The organism is Micromonospora sp. LZ34 (assembly GCF_052981855.1).
Map to the genome: position 1 here is coordinate 13,832 of NZ_JBRIQN010000013.1, position 21,576 is coordinate 35,407.

Genomic DNA, 21,576 nt, shown 5'->3' on the forward strand with positions numbered 1-21,576 from the left:
GATCGACGTGTCAGACCTGATGGTTGACTTCATCGCCTCACTGGACGGTTACGGCGCCGCCGAGGGCTGGCCGGGGTTCTGGGGCCTCGAAGGGCCCGAGTACCTCGAGTGGCTCGGTCGGCAGGCTGACGACGACTACATCGTCCTGATGGGAGCGAACACCTACCGGTTGATGTCCGGGTTCGCCGCCGACTCCGACGACGCGGGCCTCGCGGACCTGACCGCCAGACCCAAGGTCGTGTTCTCGTCGACGCTGCGGGCGCCGCTGTCGTGGGCCAACTCCCGCGTGGTCGACACCGACCCGGTCGAGACCGTGCGGTCGATGAAGGAGGAGGACGGTGCGACCTCGATGCGCACCATCGGCAGCCTCACCCTGTGCCGGTCGCTGATCAGAGCCGGGCTGGTCGATCGCTTCCGCGTGGTCGTCTTCCCGGTGGTCACGGGGAACTCCGGTCGGGAGCGGATCTACGACGGATGGCCCGACGTCGCCCTCGAGACGGTCGCCAACCGGACGTTCGACGGTCGGCTCCAGTTGCTGGAGTTCGTCCCCACGGTGCTCGCGGGCCCGCCCGGGACGGCGGGACCGACAGGCGAGTGACCCGGGGGAGCGGAACGCGACCGCGGCCGGCGACCGGGACGTGGCGGTCCAGGGCGCAAACCATGGTCGCGGCACGGACGACGCGCTACGGGGATCCCCGACCCGATGTCGCGGCGTCCGTGCGGTTAGCGGACGTGGACTGGGTGGCGCGGTAGTGCGACGGTGAGACGCCGTAGGTGCCGACGAACGCCTGGCGCAGCGCCTCGACGGTCCCGAAGCCGCAGCGGCCCGCTATCGCCTCCACCGTCAGGTCGGTCCCGGTGAGCAGGTGCGCGGCCGCCTCCACCCTGGCCCGCCGTACGAACCGGCCCGGTGTCACGCCGATCTCCATACTGAACAGCCGGGCGAGGTGCCGCTCGCTGACCCCGGCGCGCCGGGCCAGCGTCGCTGCGGAGAGGTCCTCGTGCAGGTGCGACGAGATGTGCGAGACGGTGTTCTGCACCAGGGAGTGCCTGACCGCCGGCGGCGCCGTGAACATGCTCATCTGCGCCTGGTTGCCGGGCCGCTGGAGGTAGGTCACCAGGTGGCGCGACACGTCTCTGGCCAGCGCCGGACCCTCGTCGGCCTCGATGAACGCCAACGTGAGGTCCAGCGCCGCGGTCACGCCCGCCGACGTGCACACGTCGCCCTCGGCGATGAAGATCGGATCGCTGTCGAACTCCACGTGCGGAAACCGCCGCTGAAGGTACGCCGCGTGGTGCCAGTGCGTCGCCACCCGCCGTCCGTCGAGCAGACCCGCCGCGGCCAGCACGCCGGCGCCGGTACAGACCGACGCCACCCGGCGCGCCTCCCGGCCGAGTCGACGGACGTGGGCGACGAGGCGCTCGTCCTGCATCGCGTCCACGTAGCCGATCCCGCCGGAGACGACGAGCGTGTCCAACGGACCGCGAGCCCGCTCGAGCGCGATCTCGGCGTTCACCACCAGCCCGGCCGCGGTACGGATCGGAGCGCCGCCCGGCGAGGCCAGCCGGAGCCCGTAGATCGCACGTCGCCGCAGGTAGTTGGCCATCTGCAGGGACGCCGTCACGCAGGCGATGTCGAGCAGTTCGGCCGCGGGATAGCCGACGACCAGGACGCGACGTGTGGTCCCCACGGTGCCACGCTACGGGCCGCGCCGCCCACAGGCGACATGTCCGTAGGACAGCCAGCCCAAGTATTCGGACCAACAGCCGGCCGAGCGTCGCCTCGACGGCGACCCGCCGCGCACGGTGGCTTCATGGCAACCACCAATCCCGCCCGGCGGGCGCACAGTCACCTCGGATCCGCGCGCGTCGTACGCCCGCTGGTCCGCCACTACGTCGAGATGGTCGTCGCGATGACCGTCGGCATGATGGTGATCGGCGTCTTCCGCTCGTCCATCGGACTCACCGTCGCGTTCGCCGAGCATCCCGGCGCCGGGTACCTGTTGATGGCGACCGACATGGCGATCGGCATGGCCGTCTGGATGCGCGTCCGCGGCCACCCCTGGGCCGCGACGCTCGAGATGTGCGCGGCCATGTACCTGCCCGTCGCGCTGGTGCCCCTCGTGTGGGCCGGGGTCATCGGATCGACGACGTTCATGATCGCCACTCACGTCCTCATGCTGGCCGCCATGCTGGCCGTGCTCCTGCGCCGTCGCCACCATTTCGTCCGCTGCTGACCCCGGCGGCCCGGCCGGCAGTACCCACACCAGATCTTCGAGCGAGGAGCTGTAGCCATGTGGGGAGGTCGTCGGGTAGTGGGTCGGCGGCGGTGATGGTGTGGTTGCCGGCCGGGATTTCGATGGTGCGGTAGCGGCGGGGCGGTGCGGACTAGTGTCAGGCCAGTTCAGCGGGCCTTGGCATGTCAAGGAGAGGGCGGGATACCCTACCTGCGGTGCCTCGAACCGCATGACCGGAGGAGTCGATGCTGGGATGACGGTAGGGCGACCGATGCCCACACAGCACGACGTGCTCGGGTACTTCAACACGCTGTCGAACTGGGGACGGTGGGGCGACGACGACGAGCTCGGGACTCTGAACCACATTACCGACGACGTCCGGCTGGCGGCTGCGCGGGCCGTGCGCCACGGCAGGAGCGTGTCGTGCGCATGGGAGGTTGCCGTACCGGACGAGATGGAGCGGTCGACGACGACGTGCCCGTGCGCCGCCGACATGCCGGGTGCCGAGGACATGCCGGTGCCCGGATTCCGCGCCGACCGGCGCTGGGGCTTTTCGTCCGAGCGGCTGGGCATCACGTTTCACGGCAACACCGTCACCCACGTCGACTCGCCGTGCCACATCTTCTGGGACGGCATGATGTACAACGGGCGGTCGCACTCGTTGGTCGACGCCGCAACGGGATCGGGGTGGGCGGCCGTCACGGCGGCGGCGAACGGGATCGTCACGCGTGGTGTCTTGCTGGATATTGCGAGAGTCCGTGATGTGCCGTGGTTGGAACCGGGGCAGGGTGTGTTTCCCGACGATCTGGAGGAGGCTGAGCGTCGCCAGGGTGTGCGGGTGCGGTCCGGCGATGCGGTACTGCTGCGGACCGGCTATGGCCGCGTCCGGCACGAGGCCGGTGCGGCCAGCGGTTTCACGCAGGCCGGCTGGCACGCGTCCTGCCTGCCGTGGCTGCATGAACGGGAGGTCGCGCTGATCGGCGCTGACACCCCCCAGGACGTTCAACCGTCGGGGTACGAAGACGTCTTGATGCCGGTTCACGCCGTGAGCCTTGTCGCGATGGGTCTGTGGCTGCTCGACAACTGCGACCTGGAGGTGTGCGCGACGACGGCTGCCGAGCTCGGCCAGTGGGACTTCCACCTCGCAGTCGCGCCGGTCCGCTTCGCCGGTACGTCCGGCAGCCCGGTCAACCCGATCGCCACATTCTGACCTGAGTGGGCTCAAATTAGTGCGTACTTCCGGCGCGGTTGTGGATGGCTGCGAGGGCTCGGTGGAGGTCGTCGGGTAGCGGCTCGGGGGCGGTGAGGGTGTGTTCGCCGGCCTGGATCTGGATGGTGCGGCAGCGGCGGGCGGTGCGGATGAATGAACCGGTTGCGCTTGACCGGTGCCTTGCCCGCGACAGCCTTCTCGGCGTTGGCGACTTGCTCGTCGATGCCGCGCAGGGTCCGGCGGGCACGCTCGGCCCGGTACTGGTAGAAGATCGTCTGGTCGCGGCGTTTGTCGGTCGGGCCTGCTGGCCACGGCTGGGTGAAGATGTGCCCATCCGGGATCTGCTCATCGGGATGGTCGTGGCGCCACTTCTCGACGACATACGGCACCTCGCCGATCTTCGCCCCGAGGATGAACGACAACCCCGCTTGCTCGATGGCCCGCTTGTTCGCATCCGAGATCATCCCCGCGTCCGCCACGACGGTCACGTCCTGGAGCTGGTGGGCGGTCATAAAGGAACTTCGAGCACCGGCAGCATCGTGGCGGTCTCGGCCTTGTCGCCCTCAAAGCGTTGACCATCAACGGAAACCCGGCCGCGTCGGTGAGCAGCCCGATGGTGATCTGCGGGTCGAGACGGCGTTCCTTGGAGAATCCGGGTTCGCCCGCACCGTTTGAAGACCGCACCTGAGCAGCTCACTGTGTGGGCCGCGGCGCACTGTCATGCCGAAAGTGGTGTGCGGCGTGTGCCTCAGGTCGGCTTGGAGGCAAGTCCGGTTAGCAGGGTGTCGACGAGAGCGGTGGCGAAGGTGTCGACGTCGGCCGTTTCCTCGACTTCCGTGAAGTGGCTGAGAAAGGCGCGTTGGAGGCAGGCGCCGAGCAGCATGCCCGCTGCGGTCGCGGCGTCGATGTCCGGTTCGAGCCGGCCGAGTCGTTGTTCCGCCGTCAGGTAGGCGGTCAGTGCTCGGCTCGGCGCCTGTGGGCCGGCGCCGCGTTCGCGTAGTGCCGTGCGGTGCGCTGCGAGCAGGGAGGGTTCGGCGAAGAGTGAGGCGGCCATCGGGAAGCCCTGATCGTAGAAGTCGGCTGCGGCGACCACTACGTCGTGTAGCACCGTTTCGACCGGCTCGGTGCCGACCCGCTCCGGCAGGTGGCCGAGGACGGCGCTGAGGGTGGTGGGGCCGCGCTCGCCCAGCACCGCGAGGAAGATGTCGGTCTTGTCCCGGAAGTGCTTGTACAGCGCGGCTTCGGAGTAGCCGGCCGCCCGGGCGATTTCCTTGGTGGTCGCCCGGGCCAGTCCCCGGTCACGGATGACCTCGGCGGCGGCGGTGATGATCCGGTCGCGGGTGCTCAAGCCTTCTCCTTGACTCGCGAGTGAGTGCCCACTAACAATAGTGGTTAGTAAGTACTCACCAACCGGGAGTTCAAATGAACCTCGCTGTCTTCGGCGCAACGGGCGGAACGGGCATCGTCGTGGTCCGTGATCCCAGCCGGCTGCCCGCCGACACATCGGCGGTCACGGTCGTACGAGGGAATCTGATGAATCCCACCGCGATCGGCGCGGCCATCGCCGGCCGCGACGCCGTCGTCTCCGCGGTCGGCTCACGCGACGGCCGGGCACCGACAAGCGTCTGCACCGACAGCGCCGCAGCGATCGTCGCCGCCATGCGACAACACGGCACGCGCAGGCTGATCACCCGGTACCTCGTCAAGCCGATCCTCGGCCGAGTACTCACGCACGCCTTCGCTGACATGCGCCGCATGGAAGAACTGGTCCGTACCAGTGACCTGGAGTGGACGATCGTCCGGCCACCCATGCTCACCGACGGCGAACGCACCGGCCGCCACCGGACCGCGCTCAACCGGAACCTGCGCGGCGGCAACCGGATCTCCCGAGCGGACCTCGCCGATCAACTCCTGCGCTGCCTCACCGACGGACGTACGGTGCACGCGACGGTGGCGGTCAGCCGATGACCACTCGCCGCGCCAAGCTCCTCAAGCGAGTCGTCCTGCCGACCTCTCTCGTACTCGCCGTCACCGTGGGCGTGACCGCTCCGGCCGGATATCTCGCGTTCGTCCGCTCCCCGCAGAACAGCCCCGCCGACGCTTGCCGCGCCGAAACAGCCCCGGACGCCCCGCCGGTCGTGGTTGCCGCCGGAGCCAGCATCACCCAGGGCACCCTCGGCGGCGACTGGGTCGGCGCTTTGCGCAATCGGCCGGACCTCAGCGGCTACACGTTCGTCAACGCCGGTGTCAACGGCAACACCTCCGCCGACCTGCTCAGCAGAGTCGACACCGACATCGTGGCCTGTCGACCGACCGCCGTCACCATCCTCGTCGGCACCAACGATGTCCGCAACGGGGTACCCGTCGCGCAGTACCGAGACAACCTCACCGCGATCGTCGACCGCATCCAGGCCCAGACGGACGCGCGAATCGCGCTGGCCTCCCTGCCACCGCTCGGCGAGGACCTGACCACCGGCATCAACCAGAAGTTGGCGGGCTACAACGCCGCCATCAGACAGACCGCAGAAGCCGCCGCCGTCGACTACCTACCCGTCCACGAACGCATGGCCCTGCTGCTTGTTCCCCAAGATCACCATCAGCCTTACGCCTTCAGCTTCGGGCTGGCCCTCTGGGCAGCCGTGCAGCACTACACCTTCCGGCGTAGCTGGGACCAGGTGGCCCGCAGCGGCGACCGAACACTGTTCGTGGACCACATCCACCTCAGTGACCACGGCGCTGCCCAGATCACCGAACTCGCGGCCAACTGGCTCACCACAACCCCGGCCTCGACACACCCACCACGGTGACCGCCTGATTGCGTCATCGGAGGGCCAAGTACGTCGCACATCCTGCTCTTCGGAACCGACACCCAGCAGCGCTTCCGGACCACCGACAGCACGATCTCCAACAAGGCGACCCCTCCGGGCCGCACACCAAGTCCGGCGGCTTGCTGATCTGCTGCGAGTGGGACAGTCAGCGATCCCAGTCCCGATCCTCCAGCCGGGCGTGGACTGGCACCAGGTTGATGCAGAGGTCTTCATAGCCGCCGGCTTGCACCAAGGCCTCTAGAAGCGCCATACCGATATCGGCTCAACGTAACCCTCCGGTGGTCGATCGCCCCTGCGCCGAGCATCTCAGGCTGGACGAGATGACCGCATCCGCAGAGCGGACGTCCGCTCATGGCTCCCCTCCATGACAAGCGCCGGCGGGAAGGGGTGTTCTAGGGTGGGTCTCGGCGGGTCCGGGAAGTGACTGTTCCGAAGAGCTGGCCTCGGGGATTGGGTCAGCCGCGCTGGATTGCAGAGCCGCTCCCCGTTGTCCTCCCGGGCCCGTCCTGGCCGCCTTCGCATCGTTGACCATCTGCTTGTAGACCAGGTCGGACAGTCGCCGTGTCAGGCAACGCAGGGCTTCGTTCGCGCCCTCCCGCTGGGCAGTCACCGCAGCATCCCCGCCGAGGCGTTGCGCGGCAAGCACGTAGTCGACGCGATGAGCTACTGGTGGTCGACAAGCCGCGTGCCGGCCTGTGAAGCGGGTCATCACGCTGCCGCCGCCCCGCTTCACTGACCACGGCCACGCCCGGGCCGGCCTGTCGACCGAGAGTTCGCCGCGCGGTAACGGATTCTGCTTCGCGTTCGCCGATCCATGTAGGAAACCTTCTGAGGCCAGCGCATGCAGGTAACCAAGTTACAGCGCTGGTCTGCCGCTGGAGAGGAGACCCCATGCGACCACGTAGCGTGCTCACCCGTCTCGGCGAACGGTGGCGGCCGGCGCGATCCCTCGCGCGATTGCTGCTCGGTACCGTGACGGCAGCCTTGGTCGTGGCGATGCCCGCGGCCGTGCGCGCTGACGACACCGAGCCCGTGGTACCTGCGGCGCGGTTGGTGGACTTGCGGGTGGCCAGTTACAACATCGCGGCGGGCGCTGGCGCGGACCGCGGCTTCGACGTTGCCCGTCAGATTGAGACGCTGACGGCGCTGGACGCCGACATCATCGGTCTGCAAGAGGTCGACGTGCACTGGAGCGCCCGCAGCCAGTGGCGTGACCTGGCCACCGAGATCGCCGACGGGCTCGGTATGAACGTGTTCTTCGGGCCCATCTACGATCTCGACCCGCTCGCCGAGGGTCAGCCGCGCCGCCAGTTCGGCAACGCGATCCTCTCCCGCTATCCGATCCTGTACGCCGAGAACCACTCGATCACCCGGCTCTCGACGCAGGTGCCGAACCCGGAGCCCGAGCCGGCGCCCGGTTTCCCGGAGGTCGTGGTCAACGTCGCCGGCGCCCATGTCCACGTTTACAACACCCACCTCGACTACCGCAGCGATCCCAGCGTCCGGCGGTTGCAGGTGGCCGACATGCTGCGCATCATGTCCGAGGACCAGGGGCAGCGACAGCTCCTGCTCGGCGACCTCAACGCCCGGCCGTACGCGCCGGAACTGGCTCCGCTGTGGGAGCACGTCACGGACGCCTGGCTGGTAGGCGGCTCCGGGCCGGAGATGACCTACCCGGCGAGCGCGCCGGACCGGCGGATCGACTACATCGCCGGCTCGCCGAGGGTCACCGTGCGGTCGGTCCGCGTGCCGTACACCATCGCCTCCGACCACCTGCCCGTGGTCGCCGACCTGACCGTGACCAGGGGAGAGAACGGTGCGGCGTAGCCGACTCGCGCCCGCCCTCGTCGTGGCCGCACTCGCGGCGTCGTTGCTCGGATCTCCGGCTCGGGCGGAAGAACCGGACCACCATCCGGTCCACGTCGGCCGGACGTTGCAGTACGGCACTCCGCAGCAGGCCGGGCTGCTGGCCGAGGATGTCGCCCGGATCGCGCCCGACGCGGCCACGTTCACTCAGCCGGGGCCGGGCCGTCCGTACCCGTCCTACCCGGGATTCGTCGCGCTGGCCGCCCGCCGCGGCGTGATCGTCGAGCACACCGCTGGCGGGCACGCCCTGCGTTACGCCGGCAGTGGCGGTGCCGAACTGCCGCGCGGCGACTGGATCCTGATGCGCGAAGACACCCTCTTCGACATGGCCTCGATTTCGAAGCTGTTCACCGCGGTCGTCACCATGCAACTGGTCGAATGCGGCCTGATCGAGCTCGATGCTTCGGTCGCCCGGTACATGCCCGAGTTCGCCAGCAATGGCAAGCAGGCTGTGACCCTCCGGCACCTGCTCACCCACACCGCCGGTCTGCCCGCCGGGCTGAACCTGAACCCGTACCCCACGGTGGCGCAACGGCTGGCGGCGATCTACGCCGTACCGGCCCGGGCCGTGCCCGGCACCAGCTACCTCTATTCGGACCTGTCGATGATCGTCGTCGGCAAGGTGCTGGAGCGGGTCACCGGCAAGCCGCTCGACCAACTCGTCCGTGAAGGGATCAGCCAGCCGCTGGGCCTGCGCGACACGATGCACAACCCGCCCGCCGCGCTGCGACCACGGATCGCGCCGACCGAGTGGCAGGAGGGGGACCGGGGCCTGATCTGGGGTGAGGTCCACGACCGCACGTCGTGGCTGTTGGGCGGCACCGCCGGCCACGCCGGCCTCTTCTCGACCGCCCACGACCTGGCCGTCTTCGCGCAGACCCTGCTCAATGGCGGTCGCTACGGCAACACGCGCATCCTCTCGCAGGAGAGCGTGGGGGCCATGTGGACCAACGGGAACGCTCACCTCGGAGCGGGCACCCAGCGGGGGTTCGGCTTCGACATGTATCGCCACTCCTTCATGGGCGCGATGGCCGGTCCCTCGGTTGTCGGGCACACCGGCTTCACCGGGACCTCGCTGGTGATCGACCCGGAGACCGAGGCGTTCGTCATCCTGCTGACCAACCGGGTGCACCCCACCCGGGCCTGGGCGCCGGACATCGGGCAGGCCCGCCGCGCGGTCGCCGGTGACCTGGCCCGTGCGATCGCGGTGCGCCCTGCGGAGGGTCACACCGCCTGGTTCGCCGACAACGGTCCGGAGGCGGGTGCGCCCCGCACCGCGACGTTGACGCTCCCGCTGGCACCGCAGGACGGCCCGGCGCGGCTGGAGTTCGCGTTGTGGTGGGACACCGAGGACTGCTGCGACCGGTTGACGATCGAGACGACCGCCGAGGGAGGAGCCGGCTGGACCCCGCTGACGCTGACCCTAAGCGCCGGGAGCGACGGGTGGGAGTCCGACGGCGAGATCGCGGGCGTCGGGCGTCGCTGGCACCGGGCCAGCGCGGTACTTCCGGCGGGCACCTCCCAGGTGCGCTGGCGGTACGCCACCGACAACTGGTGGCTCGGCCGGGGAGTGTACGTGGACGCGGTGCGGATCCACACCGCGTCCGACGGTGTGCTGTTCGAGGACAGCAGACCCGCCGACGCGGCCCGCTGGCAGGCCGACGGATTCGCCCCAAGTCCGAATTGACACTGCCCTGCAGCCAGGCAGGCTCGACGCCCCGAACCGCTGCCTGCCCCGGAATGACCCGGGGCAGGCAGTGGCCGGCGGAGGGCGCTTGCCGGGCTCGGCCTCTGCTGGCGCTGCCGGCTGGACGACAGGCCGTGCCATCTCGACCGCCGGCGGGGCACCGATGCTGCGGCTACTGCTCGGGGTTGATGGTCATGAACGGGAGGCGGAGGCGGAGCTGGCCGGCGATCGGGACGTTGTGTTCCCGGACATCCCGCAGCTCCTCGGGGGTGAGGGCGCGGCCGTAGATGCGGAACTCGTCGAGGGTGCCGCGGAACGGGTTGTTGAGGCCGTCGACCCGTCGGCCGAGGTAGATGCTGCGGATGCCGAACTCCTTGCCGGTGGTCACCGAGCCGCGGGGAGCGGCCAGGTCGGCGACGGTGGCGCCGTCGATGAGGACCGTGACCCGGGTCGCCGTGCGTTGCATGGCGACGTGGTGCCAGAGCCCGTCGTTGTATGCGCCCGCGATGGTGATGTTCGCGTCGCCCTGGCCGGTGCCGACGACACCCCGGATGCGGTTGCTCGCCGGTTCGGCCCGCAGCCAGATCTGCGCGGCTCCCGTACCCACCTGGTGGAACCACCAGATCACGATGCTGCCGGTGGTTTCGCTGTACCGGAACCAGGTCATGATCGTGAACTGGTTGTCCTCGAGGTCGACGTCCGGGTTGTACGGCACCTCCACGTGGTCGTCGACGCCGTCGAGCGCAATCCCGGTGCCGTACCGCCCCTCGGTCAGCGTCGCGCCGCCGCGCACGTAGGCGGTGTTGTCGTAGCGCGGTGCCGCGTCCGGGGTCGTCGGTCCCGGCGCCGGTGGCGGCGGCAGGTCCGGCGGCGAACCGTTCGGGGTGTCGAGGTACGCCTCGTTGAACCTGACGAACTGGATCACCTCGTACAGGGCGGCCACGCCGCCTTCGTACAGCACCCCGGCCACGGGGCCCGCGACCGGGTCGGTCCCGATCTTGACCATGTCGGAGTACCCGCCCGGACCCCAACTGATGACCTTGCCTTCCTGCCAGGTCTGCCAGGTCTGGGCCTCGTCGTACGAGGACCGGATCGTCAGGGCCTCACGCTTACCGGGGTTCGCGGGTCCGGAGAACAGGATGCGGTCCCGCGCGTCACCTTCGTCGGTGGCGGTGAGGCGCAGCAACGCTCCCTGCACGACCGGCATCGTCAGCTCGGGCACCATCTGGAACGGCGCGTCGTAGCTGTCGCCGCCGTCGCTGGAGATCGCGTACGCCCGGGTGCCCTCAGCCGTGCCGGCTTCCCGCACGTTGACGTAGATCCGCCCGTCGGTCAGCTCCACCAGCGTCGACTCGTTGACGAAGATGTCGTCGGCGGCGCCACCGGCGCTGGCGCCGAGATGCCAGGTGTCGCCGCCGTCGTCGCTGTACCCGAGGTGGATTCCGGCGATGCGCCGCCCGTCGGGGCCGAAGGACTCATGGTTGGCGCTCATCACCAGCCGCCCGGCATGCGGGCCGCGTTTGAGCTGGATGGCGTGCACCGGACCGGTGGCGTACCAGGCCGTCCACTCCGGCAGCATCAGCTCGGTCATCTCCCGCGGCGCGCTCCAGGTCGCCCCGTGATCGTCGCTGACCTGCAGGAACGGATCGCGGCCACCGCTTCCGGTGCCCGGGTTGTGGGTCGTGAACAGCACGACCCGACCGGTCCGTTCGTCCACGATCGGCATCGGGTTGCCGTGCGTGTCGCCGTTGCCGCGCGACACGACCTGCAGCGGCCCCCACGTACGACCGCCGTCGTGGGACCGCTTCAAGACCAGGTCGATGTCACCCCTGTCGTCACAGTTGTTGATCCGGCCTTCGGCGAACGCCAGCAGATCCCCGTTGGTGGCCTTCACGATCGCCGGGATCCGGAAGCAGGAATACCCGTCCGCGTTCGCCGTGTAGACCGCCTGTTCCTCGTGGTACGGCTCGGCGGCGTGCGCAGGGCCGCTGGTGAGCAGGGCGGCAGCCATCGCCGCGGCCACCACGGTGGACAACAGTCGACGGTGCCTTTGGCTGTGTCGTTGTCTCGTCATGAAATGCGATACCTCCACTGGTCACCGCTCGGGGTGCTCGTGTCGAGCGGCCGGTGGATCCGGAGCTGCCGGTTGTCGCACCTGCTGCGCTCGCGGATCGTCCGCAGCACTGCCCGTAGCGCCCACCTCTCTTCACACGTACGAAACGTTGCCGGACATCCTACGTCTGACGCCCGGTGCCGCAAGCCCTTGGAGGCAGCTTGTCGGGCTAGCTTGGCCGACACGTTCCTCCCGAGGCTCTTCAACCAGTGCGGCAGGAGGCGGTTCGACGGCACGCCCGCAGGGCGGCGCTGAAGGGCCACAACCCCTTCATTTCCTGCATGAAGTCCATCAAGGGGATCTACCTGCATCGACCCCTTCCACGCTAGTGGCGCACTCGACGAACAAGCTGAGTCGCGACCGGACAGAAAGCCGGACAACTGTTGACCGCGACGGCGGCGGGGTAGCAAACTCGTTCGCGACCGTGAGGAGATCCCATGTCCCACGTCCGAAGAATGACGCAAACCGCCGGCACCGTGCTCGGGCTGGTGCTCGGCCTGACAAGCCCGGCCTTCGCGGCCGACCAGGACGCCCAGTCGATGGCACCGCCGGATGACTGGGTCGGCACCTGGTCGGCCTCGGCTTCCGGCACCGTGCCCAACCTCCCCACCGGGTATGCGGACCGGACCGTCCGCAACGTCGTGCACACCAGCGTTGGTGGTTCGGGTGTGCGGGTCTCGCTGACCAACGTCCTCGGCACCGTGGCGGTGCGGATGGACGTGGTGACAGTCGCGGTCGCCGACGCGCCCGACGCGCGGGACGCCGTCGTGGGCACGATGCGAGCGCTCACCTTCGGCGGCGCGCCGTCGGTGACCATCCCGGCCGGCGGCGAGGTGCTGAGCGACCCGATTTCCCTTGCCGTGCCGGAAGATGGCGACCTCTTGGTCAGCGTGTACACCCCGGTGCCGTCCGGGCCGGTGACCTATCACCAGTTGGCCAACCAGACCTCGTACCTTTCGCAGAACGGTGATCACGCGGCCGACGAATCCGGCGCGGCGTTCATCGAAACGATCACCTTCTGGCCGTACGTGAGCGGCGTGGACGTCCTGGGACAGGCCGAGGGCGCAGTGGTCACCCTCGGCGACTCGATCACCGATGGGAACAACTCGACACGGAACGCAAATCACCGCTGGCCGGACTACCTGGCCGACCGACTGATCGCCGACCCCGGGCCGACGCGGCTCGGCGTGCTCAACGCCGGAATCAGCTCGAACCGGTTGCTCAACAGCACCTGGAACCCCAACGCGCTATCCAGGTTGGACCGTGACGTGCTGACCGCGACCGGCGCGCGCTCCGTGATCGTCATGTTGGGAATCAACGACATCGGCGGCCAGCCGCAGCACCACGAGCCGTCGAAGATCATCGCGGCGCTGGGCCAGATAGCGGCTCAGGTCAAGGCGAAGGGGCTGCGGGTCACCGGTGGCACGCTCACGCCGTTCGGCGGGTCGAGCAACTACACCGAGGAACTGGAAGGTGTGCGGCAGGCGGTCAACGAATTCATCCGCGGCGGCGGCGCGTTCGACGCGGTGGCCGACTTCGACGTCGCGCTGCGGGACCCCGCGGTGCCGAACCGGTTACGGGCGGAGTACGACTCCGGCGACCACCTGCACCCGAAGGACGCCGGTTACCAGGCGATGGCGGCGGTCGTTGACCTGGACAAGCTTGACACCCGCCCGCCCGGCCACTGGGTCGGCACCTGGCAGACGGCCATGGCGCGGACGACGCCCGGTGCCGACCAGGGCCTGCCGAACCACTCGATCCGCAACGTGGTGCACACCAGCGTGGGCGGCGACGCGGCTCGCGTGCGGCTGTCCAACGCGCTCGGCACGGCGCCGGTCCTGATGGGACGGGCGACGCTGGCGGTGGCGAGCAGGCCCGACGCACCGGACGCGGTCGCCGGAACGATGCGCGAGCTCACCTTCGGCGGCGCGCCGTCGGTGACCATCCCGGCTGGCGGCGAGGTGCTCAGCGACCCGATCTCCCTTGCCGTGCCGGCAGACGGAGACCTGCTGGTGACCGTCTACACCCCGGCGCCGTCCGGCCCGGTGACCGAGCACCCGCGCTCGTACCAGACATCGTTCATCACCGCGGACGGCGACCACGCGGCGGACGAGCAGGGCAACGCGTTCACCAAGCCGACCACGGCGTGGTATTACGTGACAGCCGTGGAGGTCCGGTCCACCTCCGCCCGCGGCGCGGTGGTGACCTTCGGCGACTCGATCACCGACGGGGACAAGTCGACCATCAATGCGAACCTGCGGTGGCCCGACATCCTCGCCGACCGGCTCGCCGCCGAGCCGGGACCGACCGCGCTCGGCGTGGTCAACAGCGGCATCAGCGGCAACCGGATCCTGGACAGCAGCACCGGAACCGGGATCGGTGGACCGAACGCCTTCGCCCGCCTGGCCCGGGACATGCTGACCACGTCCGGGGCGCGCACAGTCATCGTGCTCGAGGGCGTCAACGACATCCTCAACCTCGAACACCCCGACTCGGAAACCCTGAAACTCGCCCTGCGGCAGATCGCCGCCCAGGCACACGCACAGGGCCTGCGGGTCGTCGTCGGAACCATCACGCCGATCAAGGGATGGCGCTCCTACACGGAGGAACGGGAAAACGTGCGGCAGGCCGTGAACGAGTTCATCCGCACGAGTGACGACTTCGACGCCGTCGTCGACTTCGACGCGGTGGTGCGTGACCCGGCCGACCCGCAACGGATCAACCCGCCGTACGACTCGGGCGACCACCTGCACCCGTCTGACGCGGGCTACCGCGCGATGGCCGAGGCCATCGACCTCGGCACACTCCGCTGAGTGCTTGGCTGCGTGCTGCCCACCCAGGTCGGCACGCAGCCACCCGCCGGCATGGTCGCGCGCGGCAGCGGCCAGCACCCGGATGCGATTGTCCTGCTGGCGGATCGGAAGTGCGACGCGGACCCGCAGTCGCCACCTGGCAGGAAGTCCTCACCGTCGTGGCGGCCGGCGTCGTGGTGCAACCGGTGCAGGTGGAAGCCTCCAGCTACTACTCGGACGCGGATCGCCGGAATGCGAGGCATCGTCTAAGCTGCGCAGGTCAATCCCGGCCTGTCGGAGGGACACGATCGTGACGCGTAGCGAAGCCGGAAACGCGACCGACAATCTCCCGCCGTCCGGTGTGGACGTGTCCGTGCCGCACTCGGCTCGCGTCTACGACTGGTGGCTGGGCGGGAAGGACAATTTCGCCGTCGACCGGGCGATGGGCTCCGCCCTGATCGAGGCGATCCCCACCCTGCGGATGATGGCCGCCGAGAACCGCCGGTTCGTTCACCGCGTCGCCCGCCACCTGGTGACCCAGGCCGGCATCCGCCAGTTCCTCGACATCGGCACCGGCATCCCCACCAGACCCAACCTGCACGAGGTCGCCCAGGAACTGGCGCCCGAGACGCGCGTGGTCTACGTCGACAACGATCCCATCGTGCTGGCTCACGCCCGGGCGCTTATGATCAGCTCGCCAGAAGGACGCAGCGAGTACATCCACGCCGACCTGCGCCGGCCCGAGGCGATCCTCGCCGACGCTCGCCTCACCGAGACGCTCGACCTGGGCCAGCCCGTGGCGCTCACCCTCATCGCGGTGCTCATGCTGCTGCGTGACGAGGACGAACCGGGGGAGAAGCTGCGTACGCTGATGCGGGCCCTGCCTTCCGGCAGCTACCTGGCGATCACCCACCCGACCCAGGACTTCAACCCGGCGCAGATGAGCGCGGCGGTCGCCGCCGCGAACCAGGGCCGCATGACGCTGGTGCCGCGGACCCGCGCCGAGGTGGAGCGGTTCTTCGACGGGTGGGATTTGATCGAGCCGGGCATCGTGCCCGTCATGGCGTGGCGGCCGGACGACGGTGCGCCGGACGACCCGCAGGCCGCCTACTACTGGGCGGGGGTCGCCCGCAAACCCTGAGGGCGCCGCCCGAACGGTGGCGCGAAGATGCCGGTGGGGCCAGGCGGATCGCCTGGTCCCACCGGTCGGTCTGCCTCTACTGGCCCAGGTACTTCTCCCAAGGGCCGGTGATGGCCAGGGTGAGGCCGGGATCCTGCATGTTGACGAAGAGGACCTTGCCGTCGGCGGTGAAGGTCGGCCCGCAGAACTCTGAGTCGTTGAGCTGGTTGCGGGCGATCGCGTACGTCGGGCCGCCCGGGATCGCGCTGAGCACATGGGAGGCGCCCGAGCCGTCCTCGGCGAGCACGAGGCTTCCCCACGGGGTGACGGTCACGTTGTCCGGGCCGTCGAAGGTGAGGTCGTTGTACTTGACCGGCGTACCCTCCTCCGACGCGCTCTGGTGGGGGAAGTAGGTCACCAGCTGGATGGTCTGGGCCCGGTAGTTGTAGAACCAGACCATGCCATCGTGCGGAGCCGCGTCCGCCGGAAGCTCACCGTCGTCCCACGCGTAGGAGTTGACCACGTAGACACCCTCGTCGGTGCCCCACACGCCCTCGAACTTGCGTCCGCGGGTGACCTGGCCGTCGGCGAACTGCTCGCGCACCGGCGTGGTCTGCGCGTCGCGCTCGGGCACCTCGATCCACCGAACCGGGAACGGGCGGCCCAGCTGAGCGGAGGTCAGGTAGGCGACGTCCGGCAGCACTGAGCCGTCGTCCATGATGATCTGCATCGCGGCGAGGACGCCGGCGTCCGGAGCGAGGCGGGTGAGCACGCCGGGACCGAGCTTGACGCCGCGGGGTGCGGTCCAGCGGTAGAACAGGCCGTTGGGTTCGTCGGCGTCCTCGGAGAGGTAGATTCTCGTGCGGTCCTTGTCGATCGCCAGGGCCTCGTGGGCGTAGCGGCCCAGGCACTTGATCGGCGTCGGGTCCGCGCTGCCGTCGGCCCAGACCTCGAAGACGTAGCCGTGATCCTTCTGGAAGACGCCGGACCGGCCGTCCTCCTCCCAGTCGTCCCCGGCCCGGTCCTCAGTCTCCTCGCAGGTCAGCCACGTACCCCATGGGGTAGGCCCGCCCGCACAGTTGGCGACGGTGCCGGAGAGCGCGACGAACTCACCGAGGTTGCGGCCCGCGCGGTCAGTCCTGATCACGGTGCAGCCGCCGGCGTCGACGGCGCCGGGATCGTAGACAGTGCCCTTGACGTGCGGTACGCCGAACTCGGCGCCCGGGTCGATCTCGTGGTTCTGGATCAGGGTGTAGCGGCCGCGGCCGGCGTCATAGACGGCCATGCCGTCGTGGTCGGCCGGGGTCAGGCCTTGGCCGCCGTCGAGCCGGGTGACGCCAGTCCGGGTAACCACGGCGTAGCTGAAGCCCTCCGGCAGGGCCAGGATGCCGTCGGGGTCGTCCACGAGCGGCGGGAACGGCACGTGGCCGGCTCCGACCGGCGGGCGGGGCCGGCCCGGGTGGGCCTGGGCCAGGGACGGGAAGCCACCGGCGACGGCAAGGCCTACGCCGGCGGCTGCGCCGCCGGCGAGGAAGGTACGGCGAGAGGAAGGCACGTCGGTTAGCTCCTGTTCAAGACGAGTGCGACGACTTGACAACCAACTCCCGCGGACCGACACCGACGCGTCATTCATATGAGGGATCGGCGACATCGGGGGAAAGAATCGGCGCTACTCACGCGTCGCCCAGGCGACGGCGCACCACCTACGGCAACGCGACACCCCTTGTCGCGGCGTGCTACAGAAGACGTGGGGCCGCTGGCCCCGGACCCATCGGGTACGAGACCGGCCTCCTTCCACGGAAGGGTTGGGGGTACGCGGATGAGAGCGGTCGTGTACGACCGTTACGGGCCTCCGGACGTGTTGCGGATCGAGAACGTTCCCAAGCCGTCTCCCGCTGCCCGGCAGGTGCTCGTCAAAATCGCGGCGACCTCGGTCAATCTGAGCGACTGGGAGACCCTGCGAGGCTGGCCACTGTATTCGCGCATCGGTGGCCTGCGCTCCCCGGCGCGTCGGACACTCGGCTCGGACATCGCCGGATGGGTCGACGCGGTCGGCCCGGCCGTCACCCGGTTCCGACCCGGTGACGAGGTGTACGGCGACAACCTCGTGCTCAAGGGCGGCTTCGCCGAGTACGTGATCGCGCCCGAGTCGGTGCTGGCCCGGAAGCCTCCAGCGCTGACCTTCGCCGAGGCGTCGACGATTCCGCAGGCGGGGGTGATCGCGCGGCAGGGGACCGATGGCGCCGGAGCCGGGCAACGGGTCCTGATCAACGGTGCCGGCGGTGGTTCGGGCTCATTCGCGATTCAGCTTGCCAAGCGACTCGGCGCCCAGGTGACGGGCGTCGACAACGCAGGCAAGCTCGACTTCATGCGGTCGGTCGGCGCGGACACGGTGATCGACTACGGCAGCGAGGACTTCACCCGCAGCGGTCCGTACGATCTCATCCTCGATCTGGTCGCGCACCGGTCGGTGTTCGCCTACCGCCGGGCACTGGCTCCTGGTGGCCGTTACCGGTGCGTTGGCGGGTCGGTCCCGGCGCTGCTGCGCGTACTGACGATCGGCTCGGTGGCCGGTCGGCTCACGCGCCGCCGGCTGGGCGTGCTCGCTGTCAAGGAAGGTCCGACGCACTTCGAACCGGTGGCCGATCTCTGCGTGGCGGGTGACCTCGACGTCCACATCGACCGCACCTTCACCCTCGACGAGGTGCCCGAGGCACTGGCTCACGTCGGCGAGGGACGCGCCCTCGGCAAGGTCGTCGTGGGCGTGAACTGACCAGCGTCTTCACGTCGGTGACCCCAGGAGAAGCATTCGCCACGACGTTTCCCCGAGATGGCCCCTATGTGCTGCATCAGCGCCCGGCCGTGCCCGGCTGGACGCAAACTCCCGATCCGGGGAAGCGCCGTACGTACGATGACGGCATGATCACGGCACTGCACACGCTTATGTACGCCGAGGATCCGGATGCGGCCCGGACCTTCTTCCGCGACGTCCTCGGGTTCCCGAGCACCGACACCGGCGGCGGTTGGCTGATCTTCAAGACCGGCCCTAGCGAACTGGGAGTGCACCCGAGCTCCTGGGGACACGAGGGCCAGACCGGCTCCACGGATCAGCAATTCGACGTGTCCCTGATGTGCGACGATCTCGACAGGACGATGGCGGAACTGACCGCGAAGGGCGCCCAGTTTGTCGGAAACGTCCGGGACGAAGGCTGGGGGATCGCCGCTCGGCTGAAGGTGCCAGGCGCCGGCGAGATGACGCTTTATCAGCCGAGGTACGACCCGCCCGCGACCACGCGGTAGGCCAGGACCGATGCCGAGTCGCCGCCAGCCGTCGGTGGCTACGGAAACCCATGAGACCGCCACAGGTGCCTCCGTGGTTCGGCGCCGCCGTCGGCCACCTTGACAGGTGTGGCTGGCAGGGGTGTCACGCGGCCGGGTGGGTCGTCGGCCGATCAGTTAACCGGCAACGTCTCCGGCGCGCCGGGGCTCCAGGACCACCAGCGCAGTCTCGGACGACCGCAGCGCCGCGTACGCGTCGAGGTTCGTGTCGATCTGGCGCCAGCGGGCCCACAACCGCAACCGCTCGTCACCTGTTGCGGCGCGCCCACGTACCGGCCGCCGCCCGTCGACCAGATCGACGGTCGCATCCGGATGCGCCTGCAGGTTGAGCCACCAGGCGGGCTCACCCTCACCCCACCCATTCATCGCCAGCGTGAACAGATTCGGCCCATCCTCCAAGTAGGCGATGATGACGCTGCGCTGCTGGCCGGTGCGGCGCCCGGTGGTGGTCAGCCGCACAGTGCCCCAGCGGTTGGCGCGGGGCCGCCAGAGCCCGACCCGGCCGCCGAAGACCCGGTACAGGCCCCGGTGCACCGACCAGGCCAGCCGGATAAACCAGCGCGGCGGAAGTTTCGGTTTTTCCGCCCGATTCTCGACCGACATGGCGACCTCCCACACCTACCAGGCGATGGTACGAACAGAAGACCAGCCGCAGCCTCGGCCGGACCGGCAGCGTCGAACGGCCGAGCGCTGGCACGACCAGGGCCCTTGCCCCCGGAGCGTGCCGTAGTTTACCTTCGCATTTACTGCAATCTTTGCAGATATTCTTCAACGCACCCTCATCCATGGAGGGCACAGTGACAAAACGAGTACTAGCCGTCCTGACCGCCACCATCCTGGCGCTGAGCATGGCTACCGCCGCGAAAGCGGACCCGGAACCGGAACCCACCCAACAGTGGCGCAGCTACTGGGTCGACGCGTTCAACGAGGGCATCTACACCCCGGCACAGGTCACCAGGCTCGTGCAGGACGCCAAGAAGATCAACGCCAACGCGCTGATCGTCCAGATCGCCCGGCGCTATGACTGCTTCTGCAACCGGGCGCTCTACCCGCGCACCGACGCGGCGATCGCCCCGATGCCCTACGACCCGCTCGACGAGATGATCGCGCAGGGGCACGCGGCGGGCATGGAGGTGCACGCCTGGGTCAACGTCAACACGATGTGGAACTCGGCCACGCCGCACTCCTCACCCGAGCACGTCTTCAACAAGCACGGCCGGTCCGCCACGGGCGCCGACCGCTGGCTCAACAAGCGCTACGACGGCCAGGAACTCATGGGCGCCAACGCCTACATGGACCCCGCCAACCCGGGCGCGGTCAACTACATCGTCTCGGCGATCCAGAGCATCGTGCGTGAGTACGACGTCGACGGCATCAACCTCGACTACGTGCGCTACCCCGACTTCAACTCCACCACCACGCACAGCGACTGGGGTTACAGCGAGACCTCGCTGGCCCGCTTCCGCGCCGCCACCGGCCGCACCGACACGCCCCTACCCGCCGACCCGCAGTTCTCCGACTGGCGGCGCACCCAGATGACCAACCTGGTCCGCAAGATCTACCTCGGCATGTGGGAGGTGGACCCGCGAGCGCGCCTGTCGATGGATGGCATCACCTACAGCTTCGGGCCGCAGACCATGGGCGGCTGGGAGAAGACCCGGCCGTACGCCGAGGTGTTGCAGGACTGGAAGGGCTGGATGGCCGAGGGGATCATGGACACGGTCGTCGCCATGAACTACAAGCGCAACTGGATGCCCGACCAGAAGCAGATGTACGAGGAGTGGACAGAGGTGCTCGCCGACTGGCAGGGCGACCGACAGGCGGTGATCGGCCCGGCCCTGTACCTCAACGACATCCCCGACAGCGTCGAGCAGGTGCGCCAGGCGCTCGCTCCCACCGCGGCCGGCAACACCGCCGCCGGCTGGAGCGGCTACTCCTACGCCAACCCGACCCGCGCCGGTGTCAACCAGCCGCTGTCGTTCCGTAACGCGGAGCGGGACAGGCTGGTCCAGGCGCTGACGACCGGGCCCGACGCCCCGTTCGCCGACAAGGTGGCGGTGCCGGTGATGCCGTGGAAGGCGACCCCCACCGAGGGCCACGTCTCCGGCCGCGTCGCGCTGCGCACCGGCGCGCCGCTGGATCAGGTCACCGTCACCCTGCGGCCGCTGACCACCGGCGGTGAGCCGATCACCCGGCCCGCCGACGGGGACGGCTGGTTCGGCTTCGTGCATCTGCGTCCCGGGACCTACCTGGTACAGGTCGACCTGCCCAACGGCGTCGTCGGCCAGCCGGTCGCGGTCGCCCAGGTCCGCGCCGGCGCGATCTCCAAGGTGGACCTGAGCCACCTCAGCCAGCTGTAGACCGTCTGGTTCCCGCCCATCCAG

The 21,576-nt window shown here is 69.2% G+C and carries 17 protein-coding genes and 1 pseudogene; 12 read left to right on the forward strand and 6 right to left on the reverse strand.

Annotation, left to right across the window (positions count from 1 at the left end):
* Window positions 1–7: 7 nt before the first annotated feature.
* A complete protein-coding gene (locus tag ACVCAH_RS16260) occupies window positions 8–598 on the forward strand; it encodes a dihydrofolate reductase family protein (RefSeq protein ID WP_447136971.1) in 591 nt (196 codons plus the stop codon).
* 85 nt (window positions 599–683) lie between these two features.
* Here the strand turns inward: ACVCAH_RS16260 and ACVCAH_RS16265 are convergent, their stop codons facing one another.
* On the reverse strand, window positions 684–1,691 hold the full coding sequence (locus ACVCAH_RS16265; protein ID WP_447136972.1) for a GlxA family transcriptional regulator: 1,008 nt from the start codon (window positions 1,689–1,691) through the stop codon (window positions 684–686).
* Window positions 1,692–1,814: 123 nt separating this feature from the next.
* Between ACVCAH_RS16265 and ACVCAH_RS16270 the strand changes: the two genes are divergently transcribed.
* Together ACVCAH_RS16270 and ACVCAH_RS16275 are read left to right on the forward strand one after the other, a co-directional pair.
* On the forward strand, window positions 1,815–2,237 hold the full coding sequence (locus ACVCAH_RS16270) for a hypothetical protein (RefSeq protein WP_447136973.1): 423 nt from the start codon (window positions 1,815–1,817) through the stop codon (window positions 2,235–2,237).
* Window positions 2,238–2,508: 271 nt separating this feature from the next.
* Window positions 2,509–3,447, forward strand: a complete 939-nt coding sequence (locus tag ACVCAH_RS16275) for a cyclase family protein (RefSeq protein WP_447136974.1) — start codon at window positions 2,509–2,511, stop codon at window positions 3,445–3,447.
* A gap of 152 nt (window positions 3,448–3,599) precedes the next feature.
* Here the strand turns inward: ACVCAH_RS16275 and ACVCAH_RS16280 are convergent.
* Window positions 3,600–4,116, reverse strand: a pseudogene (locus tag ACVCAH_RS16280) (IS1634 family transposase); the annotation flags it as partial.
* Between the two features lie 79 nt (window positions 4,117–4,195).
* Complete coding sequence (locus ACVCAH_RS16285; protein WP_447136975.1) at window positions 4,196–4,795, reverse strand: TetR/AcrR family transcriptional regulator; 600 nt, start codon at window positions 4,793–4,795, stop codon at window positions 4,196–4,198.
* Window positions 4,796–4,869: 74 nt separating this feature from the next.
* On the opposite strand from ACVCAH_RS16285, the gene ACVCAH_RS16290 reads away from it, so the two are divergent.
* The 4 genes from ACVCAH_RS16290 to ACVCAH_RS16305 all read left to right on the forward strand — a co-directional run bounded on the left by ACVCAH_RS16290 (window position 4,870) and on the right by ACVCAH_RS16305 (window position 9,828).
* On the forward strand, window positions 4,870–5,415 hold the full coding sequence (locus tag ACVCAH_RS16290; RefSeq protein ID WP_447136976.1) for an NAD(P)-dependent oxidoreductase: 546 nt from the start codon (window positions 4,870–4,872) through the stop codon (window positions 5,413–5,415).
* Entirely contained in the window at window positions 5,412–6,254 is an 843-nt protein-coding gene (locus ACVCAH_RS16295) for an SGNH/GDSL hydrolase family protein (RefSeq protein WP_447136977.1), read from the forward strand. Before ACVCAH_RS16290 ends, ACVCAH_RS16295 begins: the two co-directional genes overlap by 4 nt.
* 1,086 nt (window positions 6,255–7,340) lie before the next feature.
* Window positions 7,341–8,102: an endonuclease/exonuclease/phosphatase family protein gene (locus ACVCAH_RS16300; protein WP_447136978.1), complete on the forward strand. Its 762-nt coding sequence runs from the start codon at window positions 7,341–7,343 to the stop codon at window positions 8,100–8,102.
* Window positions 8,092–9,828 carry a serine hydrolase gene (locus ACVCAH_RS16305; RefSeq protein ID WP_447136979.1) on the forward strand — a complete coding sequence of 579 codons (1,737 nt, stop codon included), beginning with the start codon at window positions 8,092–8,094 and terminating at the stop codon, window positions 9,826–9,828. Before ACVCAH_RS16300 ends, ACVCAH_RS16305 begins: the two co-directional genes overlap by 11 nt.
* Before the next feature lie 172 nt (window positions 9,829–10,000).
* Here ACVCAH_RS16305 and ACVCAH_RS16310 read toward each other — a convergent pair whose 3' ends face one another.
* Window positions 10,001–11,854: an exo-alpha-sialidase gene (locus tag ACVCAH_RS16310; protein ID WP_447137096.1), complete on the reverse strand. Its 1,854-nt coding sequence runs from the start codon at window positions 11,852–11,854 to the stop codon at window positions 10,001–10,003.
* Window positions 11,855–12,396: 542 nt separating this feature from the next.
* Here ACVCAH_RS16310 and ACVCAH_RS16315 point away from each other — a divergent pair.
* Together ACVCAH_RS16315 and ACVCAH_RS16320 are read left to right on the forward strand one after the other, a co-directional pair.
* Window positions 12,397–14,754, forward strand: a complete 2,358-nt coding sequence (locus ACVCAH_RS16315) for an SGNH/GDSL hydrolase family protein (RefSeq protein WP_447136980.1) — start codon at window positions 12,397–12,399, stop codon at window positions 14,752–14,754.
* A 340-nt stretch (window positions 14,755–15,094) separates the two neighbouring features.
* Window positions 15,095–15,874, forward strand: a complete 780-nt coding sequence (locus tag ACVCAH_RS16320) for an SAM-dependent methyltransferase (protein ID WP_447137097.1) — start codon at window positions 15,095–15,097, stop codon at window positions 15,872–15,874.
* 76 nt (window positions 15,875–15,950) lie between these two features.
* Here ACVCAH_RS16320 and ACVCAH_RS16325 read toward each other — a convergent pair whose 3' ends face one another.
* Entirely contained in the window at window positions 15,951–17,408 is a 1,458-nt protein-coding gene (locus ACVCAH_RS16325) for an alkaline phosphatase PhoX (protein ID WP_447136981.1), read from the reverse strand.
* A gap of 276 nt (window positions 17,409–17,684) precedes the next feature.
* On the opposite strand from ACVCAH_RS16325, the gene ACVCAH_RS16330 reads away from it, so the two are divergent.
* Both ACVCAH_RS16330 and ACVCAH_RS16335 read left to right on the forward strand, forming a co-directional pair.
* Window positions 17,685–18,626: an NAD(P)-dependent alcohol dehydrogenase gene (locus ACVCAH_RS16330; RefSeq protein WP_447136982.1), complete on the forward strand. Its 942-nt coding sequence runs from the start codon at window positions 17,685–17,687 to the stop codon at window positions 18,624–18,626.
* Window positions 18,627–18,772: 146 nt separating this feature from the next.
* Window positions 18,773–19,153, forward strand: a complete 381-nt coding sequence (locus ACVCAH_RS16335) for a VOC family protein (protein WP_447136983.1) — start codon at window positions 18,773–18,775, stop codon at window positions 19,151–19,153.
* Window positions 19,154–19,309: 156 nt separating this feature from the next.
* Here the strand turns inward: ACVCAH_RS16335 and ACVCAH_RS16340 are convergent, their stop codons facing one another.
* Window positions 19,310–19,810, reverse strand: a complete 501-nt coding sequence (locus ACVCAH_RS16340; RefSeq protein ID WP_447136984.1) for a nitroreductase/quinone reductase family protein — start codon at window positions 19,808–19,810, stop codon at window positions 19,310–19,312.
* 179 nt (window positions 19,811–19,989) lie between these two features.
* On the opposite strand from ACVCAH_RS16340, the gene ACVCAH_RS16345 reads away from it, so the two are divergent.
* A complete protein-coding gene (locus tag ACVCAH_RS16345; protein WP_447136985.1) occupies window positions 19,990–21,552 on the forward strand; it encodes a family 10 glycosylhydrolase in 1,563 nt (520 codons plus the stop codon).
* The last annotated feature ends 24 nt before the right edge of the window (window positions 21,553–21,576 follow it).

Bases quoted from the DNA above. Each gene is read 5' to 3' on its own strand.
- ACVCAH_RS16270 (WP_447136973.1), top strand. From the start codon at position 1,815: ATGGCAACCACCAATCCCGCCCGGCGGGCGCACAGTCACCTCGGATCC.
- ACVCAH_RS16275 (WP_447136974.1), top strand. From the start codon at position 2,509: ATGCCCACACAGCACGACGTGCTCGGGTACTTCAACACGCTGTCGAAC.
- ACVCAH_RS16290 (WP_447136976.1), top strand. From the start codon at position 4,870: ATGAACCTCGCTGTCTTCGGCGCAACGGGCGGAACGGGCATCGTCGTG.
- ACVCAH_RS16295 (WP_447136977.1), top strand. From the start codon at position 5,412: ATGACCACTCGCCGCGCCAAGCTCCTCAAGCGAGTCGTCCTGCCGACC.
- ACVCAH_RS16315 (WP_447136980.1), top strand. From the start codon at position 12,397: ATGACGCAAACCGCCGGCACCGTGCTCGGGCTGGTGCTCGGCCTGACA.
- ACVCAH_RS16335 (WP_447136983.1), top strand. From the start codon at position 18,773: ATGATCACGGCACTGCACACGCTTATGTACGCCGAGGATCCGGATGCG.